This window comes from Collinsella sp. TF05-9AC (assembly GCF_003438495.1).
Classification (GTDB): domain Bacteria; phylum Actinomycetota; class Coriobacteriia; order Coriobacteriales; family Coriobacteriaceae; genus Collinsella.
Window position 1 is genome coordinate 52,373 of record NZ_QSSH01000002.1, and the last position, 14,322, is coordinate 66,694.

Below are 14,322 nucleotides of genomic sequence, written 5' to 3' on the forward strand. Positions count from 1 at the left end.
ATTCCACCGCAACTTAGGGGGTCGGGGGATTATCGGTGCCCTGCATCTTCATAAACTCAACGCTTACGAAGCGCATGCGTTTCGTGCTAGGCTGGTTCCACCACATAAGTAGTCGCAGACGCGCGTACCACGGGCGGGCGAGATGAAGTTCCAACAGCTCCATCTTGCCCGCCCGTTTTTGTTGCGTGGCGCCGCGGCACAACACAGAGAGGAATCTGCCCTTTATGCCTATCAACAAACGAGAGAGCCTGCTGTTCACCTTTATCATGTGCTTTTGCATGGTGCTCTGGATGAGCATCTACAACGTTGCCCTACAGCACGGGGCCATCAACGGCGAGGTTGTTGCCGCTGCGTGGCTCGGCTTCCCCGTTGCCTACATTTTTGCCATGTGCTGCGACTGGTTCGTCGCCAGCCCGCTCGCCAAGGGTTTCGCCTTTAAGTACTTGGTCACGCCGGGCAAGAGCTCGCCACTTGCCATGACGCTCGCCGTCAGCTCCTGCATGGTCGTTCCCATGGTCATCATCATGTCGCTTTACGGTGCCTGCGAGGGTCTGACGCACATGCCCGGCGGCATCCTTGCGAACCTGTATTCCGTGCCCGCGATCTGGATGATCAACATCCCGCATAATTTTGTGATGGCGCTGCCGTGGAACCTTTTGGTAGCCGGTCCGATTTCCCACTTCGTCTTCCGTCGCGCCTTCCCTGTGGGGACGGTTTTCGAGGAGGAGCATGCCGAGCTCTTGGAGCAGGCTATGGCTCCTGAGTGCGAGTAGCTCGCTTAGGGATCTGCTGAGCGCGGGCGACTTGCTTGGTTGGAGCCCTAAGCGTGGATAGCTCTCTCGGCGACATCGCGGGCGTGAGCGGTGCGCATGACCGGAGGGCCCGTGCTGCTCCGTTGCCCGACGTGCTAGCGCGCAGAACAATCTGTTGGTGAATTCGGCGGCTGCTGAAGCGTTTCGGCAGCCGCGTTTTATACGGAGTTTAAATACAACAGTCTGTTGTATTACGTAGAGTGGTATATCTCTAGCAGGAAAAATGCGAGAGACGGAGCATTATGGCGTTGCTAGTAGGACTGGACGTAGGGTCGACGACGACCAAAGTTTACGCGATGCACGAGGATATGACCGAGGCGTGGTGGGGATATCGCCGCCACGGGGCGTGTCAGACAGCGAGCGTGCGCGCCATGCTCGGCGAGCTCGCCGAGCGCTTTCCCCATGAGTCGCTGCGCGTTGCGGTGACCGGCTCGGGTGCGCGCGATATCGCGACCGCGCTGGGCGCCTCGTACGTTCAGGAGGTGGTCGCCAACGCGCTCGCGATCAGCAGGTTCTATCCGCAGACGCGCTGCGCCATCGAGCTGGGCGGTCAAGACGCCAAGATGATCTTCTTCCGCACCAACGATAAGGGAGACATCGAGGTTGCCGACATGCGCATGAACGGCTCGTGCGCAGGCGGTACCGGTGCATTTATCGACGAGATGGCAAAGCTCATGGGGGTCGGCACCGAATCGGGCGAGTTCGAGCAGCTCGCAAGCCGGGGAACGACCGTCCACGAGGTCTCGGGCCGCTGCGGCGTGTACGCAAAGACCGATATCCAGCCGCTGCTCAACGAGGGCATTCCTACCACCGACCTGGCGCTTTCGGCGCTTCACGCGGTCGCTCGCCAAACGATCGGCGGTCTGGCCCAGGGTATCGACATCGAGCCGCCGGTAATCTTCGAGGGCGGTACGCTCGCCTACAACCCCACGCTGGTCCGCGTGTTCCGGGAGCAACTGGATCTATCGGACGATCAGGTTATCGTCCCGCGCGATCCGCAGATCATGGTCGCGCGCGGTGCCGCCCTGTCGCTGACCGACATGTTCGCATCGTCCCAACCGATCGACCTTCCCGACGCTTTTGTCCGGCTGGATAAGCTCGAGACTGTCGCGCCCGCAAGCGGGGAGGGACGTCTTGCCCAGCCCTTTTTTGCCACACCTGCCGAGCAGGCGGATTTTACGGCACGCCATGGCAAAGAGACGCCGGCAAAGGGTCCGGATGCGTATGCGCCCGGAGAGACGGTGCGTGTGGCGCTCGGTATCGATTCGGGGAGCACGACGACCAAGTTCGCCCTGGTCGATGAGGCGGGTGAGCTTGTCGATTCGTTCTACGCGTCTAATAACGGCAGACCGCTCGACGTCGCCCAACAGGGTCTTGTCAGCTTGAAGAACCGCTGGGAGACAGCGGGAGTCACGCTTGCGATCGATGCCGTGGGCACCACGGGATACGGCGAGGAGCTTTTCGCGCGCGCGTTCCACGCCGACTACCATACGGTCGAGACGGTCGCGCACGCCCGCGCCGCGTGCGCATGCGTTCCCGATGCGACCTTCGTGCTCGACATCGGCGGACAGGATATGAAGGCCATCTGGCTCAACCACGGCGTGCTGACCGATATCGTCGTCAACGAGGCGTGCTCTGCGGGCTGCGGCTCGTTCCTCGAGGGTTTTGCCAAAAACCTCGGAATAGCCATTGAGGATATCGCGACCGAGGCATTTTCGTCCAAAGCCCCCGCCGTTCTCGGCAGCCGCTGCACGGTGTTCATGAACAGCAGCGTCGTTTCCGAGCAGCGGCGCGGTAAGGGTCCGGGCGACATCATGGCCGGTCTCTGCCGTTCGATTATCGAGAACGTGTTCACCAAGGTCATTCGCGTTTCAAATCTCAACCGTCTGGGCGACAAAGTCGTCGTCCAGGGCGGCACGTTCCGAAACGACGCGGTGCTGCGCGCATTCGAGCAGTATCTGGGCAAACCCGTCACGCGTGCGCCCCACCCGGGGCTGATGGGCGCTATCGGTATCGCCCTGCTCGCGCGCGAGGAATGCCGCAAGGGCGACGCCGGCACGTCGTTTATCGGGCTCGATGCCGTGGAGCGCTTCGAGCATCGCGAGTTCGGCGGCGTTACCTGCCGTCGGTGCAACAACCGCTGCCAGCGCGCGGTCGTGGCATTTGGCGACGGCTCGCTTTACGTCACGGGCAATCGCTGCCCGCGCGGCGGCGCCATCTCATGGGATGAGCTCGTGCGCGAGGTTCCCGCGGCGGAGGAGCTGCGTCCGCAGGGTGCTTGCGAGGCACAGGCACCCGGCACGGGGCGCGACCGGACCGCGGCTGCCCCCAATCTCTTTGTCGACCGCGAGAAGCTGCTGTTCGAGTCGTACCCCACGGTTCCCGTCTGCGGGGGGCGCGATGTCACGATCGGCATTCCCCGTGTGCTCGAGTTCTGGGACACCATGCCGTTCTGGTCGACGTTCTTCAGCGCGCTCGGCTTTAAGGTGCGCGTCTCGGGACGCAGCACCAAGGCGATGTACGAGCGCGGTCTGGCGCACGTCACATCCGACACCGTGTGCTTCCCGGCCAAGCTCGTCCACGGGCACATCCGCAATCTCGTCGACGCCGGCGTCGACCGCATCTTCATGCCCATCATCACGACGGTGCCCACCGAAAACACCGCCTCTACCAGCGAGTGGATGTGCGCCGTCGTAAAGGGATACCCCTACGTGATGCGCAATTCCGATAACCCGGAGGAGCGTTTCGGCGTTCCGTTCGATACGCCGCTGTTCCACTGGTACGACGAGGGCGACCGAAACCGCCAGCTCAAGGCGTGGTGCAAGGAGACCTTCGATGTCGATGCCGACCTGGTTGCCAAGGCGACCGAGCAGGCGGACCGCGCGCAGCAGACGTTTGAGAACCAGCTGCAGCTGCGCGGCGGGCAGGTGCTCGAGAACGTGCACGAGGACGGCGGCTACGCGGTGGTGATCGCTTCGCGCCCGTACCACAACGACCCGCTGGTCAACCACGGGCTGCCCAAGCTCTTCTCTGAGCGCGGCATCCCCGTGCTGACGCCCGATGCGGTGCCGGGGGTCTGCAACGTCGATCTTTCCAACAGCCGCATCGACATCGTGAACAACTACCATGCGCGCATGCTGTCGTGCGCGGTCATCGTCGCATCGACGCCCGAGCTCGAGCTCGTGCAGATGGGCAGCTTCGGCTGCGGCCACGATGCGTATCTCACCGACGAGATCGCGCGCATGATGGGCGAGATGGGCTCCAAGGTTCCGATGATGATCAAGCTCGATGAGAGCGACGTCGCCGGTCCCATGGGCATTCGCGTGCGTTCGTTTATCGAGTCGGTCAACCGTCGTCGCGCGGAGGAGCGTGCCGAGGGCGCCCGGGTGCACGCGGTCCATCCGCTCGACGACCCGTATAAGGTCAAGTACACCAAGCGCGACCGGCACGACAAGATCGCGCTGGTCCCCAACACCTCCCATGCGTTCTGCAGGCTCATGACCGCGGCGATGCGCAATCAGGGCGTGCGCGCCGAGGCCCTTGATATCGGGCGCGAGGATGCCATCCGCCTGGGCAAACGCTATGTGCACAACGACATCTGCTTCCCCGCGCAAATCGTGATCGGCGAGGCGCTCGCGGCACTCGAGAGCGGTAAGTACGACCCGCACGACGTCGCCGTGGTGACTGGCAAGTATATCGGCGACTGCCGCCTGACGCACTACATGCCCCTGCTGCGCCGCGCGCTCGACGACGCGGGATACGACTATGTCCCGGTGCTCACCAACGACGACGTCGATGCCCACAATGCGCATCCGGGCTTCAAGCTCGGCCTTGGCCCGAGCATCCAGATCGCCTACGGTCTTCCCATGATCGATGCCCTCGAGGCCATGCTTAGGCGCATCCGTCCCTACGAGCTCGAGAAGGGCGCGGCGGACGCTGCGTTCGACCGCGCGCTCGATGAGGTTATCGAGGGCATGGAGCGCTCCGGGCTGAGAGGCCAGGCGACGGGCTTCAAACGCGCGCTTGCGATCATGGACGCCGTTCCGTACGACCGCTCGAACCCGCATCCGACCGTTCTCATCGTGGGCGAGTACCTGCTCAATTTCCATCTCGGCGCCAACCACGAGATCGAGCGCTACCTCGAGGACAACGGGCTCGAGGTCATCGAGGCGCGCATGACCGACGTGATCCGCAAGACCTATTTCTACAAGCATGCGCAGTCGCGCGAGTTCCACGTCGACCTGTCGCTGCCCGAAAAGGCCTGGTACGCCACGGCGGACAACCTGTTCGAGCTCGCGCACGACCGTTGCGACCGCCTGGGCGCGGCGAGCCCGCTCTACGAGCCGCCGACGCGCATGCCCGAGCTCGTGCGCGCGAGCGATAAGATCCTGCACCATACGTTCGATGCGGGCGAGGGCGTGCTGATTCCGGCGGAGATCCTCGAGCACGCCAAGCGCGGCTGCCGCAACTTCGTGATCCTGCAGCCGTTCGGGTGTCTGCCCAACCATGTCGTGGGGCGCGGGCTCATCCATGCGCTCAAGGAGCAGTATCCCACGGCGCAGTTCCTGCCGCTCGACTACGATCCCGACGTGAGCTTCGCCAACGTGGAGAACCGTCTTCAGATGCTCATCATGAACGCCAAGGCGCAGGGGTGCGGTGAGGCGCATGGCGAGACCGCGTAAGGACGCCGATGCGCCCGATGCGCGCACCCGTATCATCGAGGCGTTTTGGGAGCTCATCGAGAACAACAGCATCTTCGAGCTGTCGGTTGGCGAGGTGACCCGCGCCGCCCAGTGCAATCGCGGAACGTTTTACTACTATTTTCACGATTTCGATGAACTCGTCGCCATCGCCATAGCCCAGCTGCTGCAGGATAACGAGCTCATCACCGATGCCCTCTGGCATTTTTCGAGCGAGGGCGACCTTTCGGCGTTCGACCGGCGCGGCGTCCGCTGCCTGCTGCGGCGCATCGTCATCACCATGAGGGCGGGTGCCGCCGAGCAGGTCGTGCAGGGCATCCATACGATCATCATCGACCGCGTGAGAGAGATCGTCCACCCCGACGGAGAAGAGCTCAAGGCAGATTCGAGCTTTGCGGTGGGCTTTCTGGTCTCGGGCATCATGGGCTTTGTGATGGCGGTCGGCTTTGCCCGGGAGGGCGGCGAGGAGATAGACCTCGAGCAGCTGGGGGACAGCGCGTGCGCGTACCTGAGGGCGGTCGCCATGCAGACGGTGGAAACGGTCGCGCAAGTCGAGGGCGTCGATACATCCGAGCTGCTCGAACGCGTCTCCAAGGAGGCCGATGCCTATCGCGCATCGCGTGCGACGAGTCCCGACGTGGTGAAAGACGCCTAGGGTTTCTCTTGCGGGGCGCCTGTCGCGCATCGCGCGGTGAGTCCCGCGATGCGGTCATAACCTGCATTCATGTGAGCCGGGTTTATAGATATTCCTCCAGCTGTTAACATAGACAACCTGTGGGTAAAGAGACAAAAGCGCCGCCGACGGGCGGGCGTTTTGATTGCGATGAACTCATGTAAGGAAACGAGCATGTTAGATAGATTTACCGATCGAGCGCGTAAGGTCATGTCCATGGCCAAGCAGGAGGCGCTCGATCTTCATTCAAATAAGGTGGGCACCGAACACCTGCTGCTCGCGCTTGCCAAGGAGGATGAGGGCATTGCCGCCGAGGCACTGCGCTCGCTTGATATCTCCTACGACGACATCATGGACACCCTCAAGGAGGTCCAGACCACGGTTCCCGAGCCCAGTGAGGAGACCGAGGCGGCTAAGCTCGCCTTTACGCCGCTCGTCATTAGCGTTATGGAGCGTTCATTCCGCGTGGCGCGTGAGAATAACCAGACCTACGTGTCGACCGAGCACTTGCTGATCGGCATCGTCGAAGAGGGCAACGGCATGGCCATGGACATCCTCATGCGCCTGGGTGTGTCGTCCGCCTCTATCAAAAAGGCTATCGAGAAACTCACCGCCAAGGACCAGGACAAGAAGCGTCCGCTCGCCGGCGCCGGTGCTGGTCGTCCCGGTGCGGGCCTGCCGTTCTTTAGCGGCTCGGATGCCTCTCAGCAAAAGGGGAGTGGCACCGATACGCTTAAGCAGTTCGCGACTAACCTCACGCAGAAGGCGCGCGACGGCGAGCTCGACCCTGTAATTGGTCGCGAAAAGGAAGTCCAGCGTATGATGGAAATTCTTTCGCGCCGCACCAAGAACAACCCGCTCATTCTGGGCGACCCCGGCGTGGGCAAGACGGCCATCGTCGAGGGCCTAGCTCAGCAGATTGCAGCCGGCAACGTGCCCGAGAACCTCATGAACCAGAATATCTGGACGCTCGATCTGCCGGGTCTTGTCGCGGGCGCCAAGTATCGCGGTGAGTTCGAGGAGCGCCTCAAGAACGTGATCCAGGAGGCAACCGAAGCCGACGACGTCATCCTGTTTATCGACGAGATGCACACCATCATCGGTGCCGGTTCTGCCGAGGGTTCCATCGACGCGAGCTCCATGCTCAAGCCCGTACTTGCGCGCGGTGCCTTCCAGATTATCGGCGCCACCACGGCCGAGGAATTCCGCAAGTACCTCACCAAGGACCCGGCCTTCGAGCGTCGCTTCCAGACCATCGATGTCGAGGAGCCGAGCGTCGAGGACACGGTCAAGATCCTGACCGCGCTCAAGCCGCGCTACGAGGAGCACCACCATGTGCGCTATACGCAGGGTGCTATCGAGGCTGCCGCGAACCTTTCCAACCGCTACATACAGGATCGCTTCCTGCCCGATAAGGCCATCGACCTCATCGACGAGGCCGGTGCCCGCGCTCGCATCGCCGCGAATCGCGCGCCCGAGCCGGTGCGTGAGGCCGAGCATCGCATAGAGGAGCTCAAGGCCGCCGCGCAGGAGGCCACCGAGAGCGACGATATGAACAAGGCCGCCGAGATCACCGAGCAGCAGAAAGCTGCCGAGATTGAGCTCGCCGAGGCCAAGGCCGCCTGGACGGCCGAGCTCGACGCCAGCCCGCTCACCATCGACGTGAGCCAGATCGCCGATATCGTGTCCGTGACTTCGGGCGTGCCGGTGTCCTCGCTTACCGAGAGCGAGAGCCGTCGCCTGCTGCAAGCCGAAAGCGTGCTCAAGACGCGCATCATCGGTCAGGATGAGGCTGTCGAGGCCGTTGCCAAGGCCGTGCGCCGCAGCCGCTCGCCGCTCAAGGATCCGCGTCGCCCCGGCGGCAGCTTTATCTTCCTGGGTCCCACCGGCACGGGCAAGACCGAGCTCGCCAAGACGCTCGCCGAGTACCTCTTTGGCAGCAAGGATGCACTCATCAGCTTCGACATGTCCGAGTTCGGTAGCGAGTTCGAGGTCTCCAAGCTCATCGGTAGCCCTCCGGGTTACGTCGGTCACGACGAGGGCGGCCAGCTCACCAAGGCCGTTCGTCGTCACCCGTACTCGGTCGTGCTGTTCGACGAGATCGAGAAGGCGCACCCCGATATCTTCAACATCTTGCTGCAGGTGCTGGAGGAGGGCCGCCTGACCGATAGCCAGGGCAAGACGGTCGACTTCCGCAACACCGTGATCATCATGACGTCCAACGTGGGCGCCCGCGAGATTGCGCAGGATGCGAGCGTTGGCTTTGGCACCACCGGCGAGCAGGGTCTCACGTCGAGTGAGATCCGTGGTCGCGCGATGGGTGAGCTCAAGCGTCTGTTCCGCCCCGAGCTGCTCAACCGTATCGATGACATTGTGGTGTTCCAGAAGCTCTCGGGCGAGAATCTCACCAAGATCGCGCACCTGCTGGTGGACGACCTGCGTCAGCGTTTGATTGCCAACGGCATGAACATCAAGCTCACCGACGCGGCCTATGACAAGATCGTGGCCGAGGGCACCGACCTCACCAACGGTGCGCGTCCGCTGCGCCGTGCCATCCAAAAGCTCATCGAGGACCCGCTGTCCGAGGAGCTTCTGGCCGGCGAGTGGGGCGAGGGCGATACCGTCCTGTGCGACGTGGCCGATGGCAAGTTTGTCTTTAGCCACGGCACGGGCGAGATCCCGGCACCGCGTCCGGCGGGCACGCTCGGTGGCGATACCGCCCCGGCGGCACCGCACACCGGCAACGCCGCGCCCGTGAGCGGCGGCGTGACCTCGGGCCCCGGCGGCATGATGCAAGCCGGCTCTGGTGCGCTGTAGGGATTAAACATACCTTGTATAACGGGGGCGTTTCCGATAAGGAGGCGCCCCCGTTTCTATTGAAATGTGCTTCAATCTGCTTTGCTATACTGAAATCGAGATTCAGTATAGCAAAGGAGTTGATATGCCTACATCAATACTCGACACGCGGCCAGTTCAGATGAACGTGCGTATAGATCGCCAGCTCAAAGAGGCAGGAGACGCCGTACTGACTCATATTGGCATGACGCCGTCGCAAGCTGTGAGGGAGCTGTGGCAGTACTTGACCGAGAACGGTCATATGCCCGTCGCAAAAAAGAATGATGACGAAGTCCTGCCTGACGACATACGATCGAAGGCGAGTTCGTCCCGCGTCTCGGAAGGGGCTGCGTTAATTTCGAATTTTTATGAGCGGTTCTCGATTCAGAGGCCGAGCCCCGATGAAGCCTTTGATTACGACGAGTTATACGATCAAATGATGAGCGAGAGATTCAGCGATTGGATCGAATTATGAGCGGCGTCGGAACGAAACGTGTGCTCAAGCTGCTGATCGACACGAACGTCTGGCTAGATTACTTTCTCGCTCGCACGAATGCGACCAGGCCGATAGTCGAGCTCCTTTCTCGCGCGGCGGAAGCGGAGGATATCGTCCTCTTCTCGTCCTCCCTGTCTGTCAAAGACGTCTATTACATTCTGGGAAGGACGATGAAGGCCGACGCCCGCCGCGAGGGGGCTCTCACTCCCGAAGCCATCGCCGGTGCCGACGAGACAGCGTGGGCGTGCGTTCGCCTGATTCGGCAAAAGTCGATTATTGCCTCGGTCGGTGCAGACGAGGTCTTCGACTCCTTTGTGTTCAAGTATCATCACAACGACTTTGAGGACGACCTGATGCTGGGCGTCGCCAATCGCATTGATGCCGATTACGTCGTGACAGAGGACAAAAATCTCATCAAACATACCAATGGTGTATGCATTAATGTTCAACAGGCGTTGAAGTTGGTTGAAGGGTCCAACGTCCCTTCGGCACGGCCCGTCTAATATGCTTTATCTTGATAAAGTGGCGTTTCCTCGCCGTTAGCCGATGATGCGAGGGCGCTCGGCGTTTTCGACTGGTTTATGCACGCAAAGTCTGGGAATATACAAGTCGCATGTCTTACTGTCTAACCAGTTGCGCCAAGGAGGCACCATGGACTACAAGATTACCGGCTACGAGCCCGCCCAGCTGTTCCATTTCTTTGAGGAGATCAGCGCGATCCCCCGTGGGTCTGGCAACGAGAAAGGCATCAGCGATTTCCTGGTCGCGTTTGCCAAGGAGCGCGGTCTCGATGTGTATCAGGACGAGGTCTACAACGTCATCATTCGCAAGCCCGCATCTGCCGGCGCCGAGAATGCCCCGACCGTGATGCTGCAGGGCCACATCGACATGGTGTGCGACAAGCTGGGCTCCGTTGAGCACGACTTTACGACCGATGGTATCGACCTGGTCGTCAAGGACGGCGTCCTCACCGCTAACGGCACCACTCTGGGCGCCGACAACGGTATTGCCGTCGCTCTGATGCTCACTGTTCTCGATGATGATTCGATCGTTCACCCCGCCCTCGAGTGCGTATTCACCACCGACGAGGAGACTGGCCTGGTCGGCGCCGAGACGCTCGACAAGTCCCAGATTAGCGCCCGCACCATGATTAACCTTGACTCCGAGGAAGAGGGCGTTGCCACCGTCAGCTGCGCCGGCGGCGTCGTCGTTACCTACACCTGCCCCATCGTGCGCGAGCACAAGACCGGTAGCACCCTCACGCTCGACATCTCCGGCCTGCTGGGCGGTCACTCCGGCAGCGATATCAACCTGGAGCGCGGCAACGGCAACCTCATCATGGCCCGCATCATCGACCGCCTGATGGTTGCCGGCGAGCCCGCCATCGTTAGCTTTAACGGCGGCACCAAGGACAACGCCATCAACCGTGAGTGCAAGGCTGTTCTGGTCTACGCCGACCACGCTGCCGCCGAGGCCGCGGCCCAGATCGCAAAGGGCATCATCGCCGACGTTACTGCCGAGCTCGAGGTCTTCGACCCCGGCTTTACCTGCACGGTTGAGATTGCCGACAACGCTGAGGTCGAGGCCATGGACGAGAAGTCCGCACTTGCCCTTATTCGCGCTCTGCGTCTTGCCCCCAACGGTGTGATCCGCCGCAACGTCGCCACCGACGGCTCCGTCGAGGTTTCCTCCAACATCGGCGTGGTTGCCACCTCCGATGACGAGGTCAAGATCATGCTGTCCCCGCGCTCCTCGATCACCTCGCTGCAGAACGAGTTCAAGGACCGCCTGCAGACGCTGGCCGATGTCCTGGGATTCGACGCCAAGTTTGAGTTCGAGTATCCCGGCTGGAGCTATGCCGAGCATTCGCCGGTCCGCGACATCTTTGTCGAGAGCTATCGCGAGCTCTTTGGCTCCGAGCTGCGCATCGAGTCCATTCACGCCGGCCTTGAGTGCGGCCTGTTTGCCGAGGCCCTGCACGGCCTGGATGCCATCGCCGTGGGCCCGACGCTCTCCGATGTCCACACCCCGGACGAGAGCATGGAGCTCGCTTCTGCCGAGCGCTTCTACGAGCTGCTCATCGACGTCCTCAAGCGCCTTGCCGCGTAAAGGTTGCGCTAGCAGCAGTCCGAGTCACGTGCTAGCGGATTGCAAATGACATTACGAGAGGGGGCATTCGAGCGTTTGCGACGGGTGCCCCCCCTCTTTTGTTTGATAATTGCGAAATTACGGTCACCTAGTCCATTTCTGCCCTGATGAGGTCGAGGGTGCGCTGGCAGTTTTCGCGGACGGGGCCGAGCATATGCTCGCGCAGGTCCGCCATGCCGGGCAGGTCGGCGTATTCGTCCATGACCTCTTCCATGCAAATGGGTACCTCGTAGGCGAGGTCCATCATGGTCGCAAAGCAAAACTTCTCGGATAGCCCGGCATCGGTAAGCGCCGTCTCCAGCGCGGGATCGCCCATACCGTGGTATCGGCGGATAGCGCCTGGACCGATTCGCCCCACACGATTTTCGCCGCCAACGCTCATGGCGAGGCGCGCCCGGCGGCGCATGCGCTCATACGCCAAACCCGACGCGACATCGTACATTCGAGCCATCATGGCTGCGCCGTCGTTTCCAAGGAGCAGGGAATAGTTTTTCGCGTGCGCATCCGGTGCGCCGATAATGGCGTTGAAGAACAGTATCTGCGTAAACAGATACAGGTTAAGTTGATGGTGGCTCGTATTTACGAGGAGCTCTTGAATGTCGCGGGTGGTCGGGCCGCCGTCTGCTGTGTACTTTTGGGCGGGCATCACCCCAAGTGCCTGACAGAGGTCTTCTTGATGTAGGCGCCTGATCATTCCGTCTTCGACTTTCACGCGGTCATAGCGCTCAACAATGAGGGCAGGTTCGTCCTCAAACATACGATATTCGACGTTTGCCGTTGCGATACCGGCGCGCTGGGCGCTTTTCATGCAGACAAACTCATTGAGAGCCTCAAGTTTAAATCCGATGACGCCATTTTTGAAAATATGCGTCGTGGGCGAGGAGCCCACGCATTCGCACCAGCGACCGTCTATGAGTGCGAGAGCGAACTTGCCCTGATTGCCTCCAAGTGACCAACTTTCATCTAGGCCCATCCACGATGCATTGCGGTCATCTCTGATTGACTTGAGTCGCAGTGCAATCTCGTGATCGCCTATAGGGCGGTATTCGCTGGTGCGATGCAAGACGGCGTTGACGTCTTCTTCGGCGCAAAACTGCACTCCACCCGGACAGTCAAGTCCGATATGGCTGAGTAGCGCAACGGCATTGTTGGGTCTAACGTCGAATTCGGCAGCAATCGCCTTTCGCTGATCCTCGCTGTCGGGTAGAAGACCAAACAAGTACGGATTCATGACCTGTTGGCCGTATGTGCGATTTGATATGGGAATGTTGGTCGATAGGGCTGGCCCGTCATAATCTTGATCGTAGACAAAACTGACTAGACTGCTCTCATCTTGCATGAGCGTTCCTGCGGGTACGCCGCAAATAATAGTCCGAAGCGTTTTTCTGGCCATTGGCTATCTCCCTTCGGGCTTGGTTTGGGCAGATGCGCTTGTGGCAATCGAGACTCCGAGATTGGACATGGCGAAATCGGCGAAGGCCTTGTCGTAGAGCTCGGACGTAAAGGGGGCGTCTGCAAGAACCGGAATGGCGGCGCAGCGACGGTGGCTATGAGAGGGACGTTGAGCGTGATGGCACCTGGGGGTGCTACAAGGTTGCAAATCGGCATGCGGGGCGTCGACTGGTTGCTCGTTATTCGTTTTGGCGATATCCCCTTGAGCGGCGAGCGCCAGTCCGAGAGCATTGAAGATTGCCAACAGCTTGTCGAGCCGAATGCCCGTGGCATCTCCCAGCTCGAGCGATGCGAGCAGGCGCTCCGAAACACCGGCCTTATTAGCGAGGGCGGCACGGGTGAGACCCTGAGCCTCGCGTGCCTGGCGCACGTAGATGCCAGCTTGGCGCGGTGTGGTGATGGGAAGGGTATCCACGGCGATCTCCTAACGTGCAGACTTTTGCATCATAGTATGACATGCAAAAGTCTGCATGAAAAGGCCTCATGCAAAACTCTGCATTAGGCCTCATCCGGACGTTTAGTTTTGAAGGGTGTTTTACAGCGCCAAAATCCCCAGATGCTCCAGCAAAATCTTGAGGCCGATGAGGACGAGCACGACGCCACCCACGATGGTGGCGGGCTTTTCGTAGCGCGCGCCAAAGGTGTGGCCGATCGCTACGCCGGCAACGGAGAAGACAAAGGTCGTGATGCCAATGAGCGACACGGCGGGAACGATATCGACCGAGAGCGCGGCAAACGAGATGCCCACGGCAAGCGCGTCAATCGAGGTGGCGATGGCAAGGATTAGATATTCGCCCAGGTCGATCTTTTCGGCATCCTTGCCGTCGCCTTCGTTCTCGTCCTCAGTAAAGGCTTCCCACAGCATCTTGCCGCCGATAAAGGCGAGCAGGATAAAGGCGATCCAGTGGTCGATGGGGCTGATGATGCCCATGAACTGGCTACCAAGGGCCCACCCAATTACGGGCATGCCGGCCTGGAAACCGCCAAAGAACAGGCCGAGTATCACGGCGACCTTAAGGTTGATCCTTTTCATGCCAAGGCCCTTGCAGATGGATACGGCAAAAGCGTCCATAGAAAGGCCGATAGCGAGCAACACAAGCTCTGCGAGTCCCATAGTCTGGCTCCCTCTCTGCGGGCGGGCCCGCGTGTACCTCTTGGGGGAGTAACAAAAAAGACCCGTGGCGTACGCGTTGCGCGCACAGCCAC

Annotated in this window: 10 protein-coding genes; 7 read left to right on the plus strand and 3 right to left on the minus strand. The window is 60.9% G+C overall.

Annotated features, from left to right (window positions below; genetic code table 11):
- Positions 1 to 224: 224 nt before the first annotated feature.
- The 7 genes from DXC52_RS00905 to DXC52_RS00935 all read left to right on the plus strand — a co-directional run bounded on the left by DXC52_RS00905 (position 225) and on the right by DXC52_RS00935 (position 11,625).
- Entirely contained in the window at positions 225 to 773 is a 549-nt protein-coding gene (locus tag DXC52_RS00905) for a hypothetical protein (protein WP_055285230.1), read from the plus strand.
- Between the two features lie 281 nt (positions 774 to 1,054).
- Entirely contained in the window at positions 1,055 to 5,494 is a 4,440-nt protein-coding gene (locus tag DXC52_RS00910; RefSeq protein ID WP_117745780.1) for an acyl-CoA dehydratase activase, read from the plus strand.
- Positions 5,478 to 6,167 (plus strand): TetR/AcrR family transcriptional regulator, encoded by a 690-nt coding sequence (locus DXC52_RS00915; RefSeq protein ID WP_117745781.1) that lies wholly within the window; start codon positions 5,478 to 5,480, stop codon positions 6,165 to 6,167. The genes DXC52_RS00910 and DXC52_RS00915 overlap by 17 nt, the downstream gene beginning before the upstream one ends.
- 192 nt (positions 6,168 to 6,359) lie before the next feature.
- Positions 6,360 to 9,002 carry an ATP-dependent Clp protease ATP-binding subunit gene (locus tag DXC52_RS00920; protein ID WP_117745782.1) on the plus strand — a complete coding sequence of 881 codons (2,643 nt, stop codon included), beginning with the start codon at positions 6,360 to 6,362 and terminating at the stop codon, positions 9,000 to 9,002.
- A gap of 124 nt (positions 9,003 to 9,126) precedes the next feature.
- A complete protein-coding gene (locus DXC52_RS00925) occupies positions 9,127 to 9,495 on the plus strand; it encodes a type II toxin-antitoxin system RelB/DinJ family antitoxin (RefSeq protein WP_158554566.1) in 369 nt (122 codons plus the stop codon).
- Positions 9,492 to 10,019, plus strand: a complete 528-nt coding sequence (locus DXC52_RS00930) for a PIN domain-containing protein (RefSeq protein WP_117745784.1) — start codon at positions 9,492 to 9,494, stop codon at positions 10,017 to 10,019. Before DXC52_RS00925 ends, DXC52_RS00930 begins: the two co-directional genes overlap by 4 nt.
- Positions 10,020 to 10,167: 148 nt before the next feature.
- Entirely contained in the window at positions 10,168 to 11,625 is a 1,458-nt protein-coding gene (locus DXC52_RS00935) for an aminoacyl-histidine dipeptidase (RefSeq protein ID WP_117745785.1), read from the plus strand.
- Positions 11,626 to 11,752: 127 nt separating this feature from the next.
- Here the strand turns inward: DXC52_RS00935 and DXC52_RS00940 are convergent, their stop codons facing one another.
- The 3 genes from DXC52_RS00940 to DXC52_RS00950 form a co-directional block, all read right to left on the minus strand.
- Entirely contained in the window at positions 11,753 to 13,057 is a 1,305-nt protein-coding gene (locus tag DXC52_RS00940; protein WP_117745786.1) for a type II toxin-antitoxin system HipA family toxin, read from the minus strand.
- 3 nt (positions 13,058 to 13,060) lie between these two features.
- Positions 13,061 to 13,531 carry a helix-turn-helix domain-containing protein gene (locus DXC52_RS00945; RefSeq protein ID WP_158554567.1) on the minus strand — a complete coding sequence of 157 codons (471 nt, stop codon included), beginning with the start codon at positions 13,529 to 13,531 and terminating at the stop codon, positions 13,061 to 13,063.
- Between the two features lie 120 nt (positions 13,532 to 13,651).
- Positions 13,652 to 14,230 carry a manganese efflux pump MntP family protein gene (locus tag DXC52_RS00950; RefSeq protein ID WP_117745788.1) on the minus strand — a complete coding sequence of 193 codons (579 nt, stop codon included), beginning with the start codon at positions 14,228 to 14,230 and terminating at the stop codon, positions 13,652 to 13,654.
- Between the last annotated feature and the right edge of the window lie 92 nt (positions 14,231 to 14,322).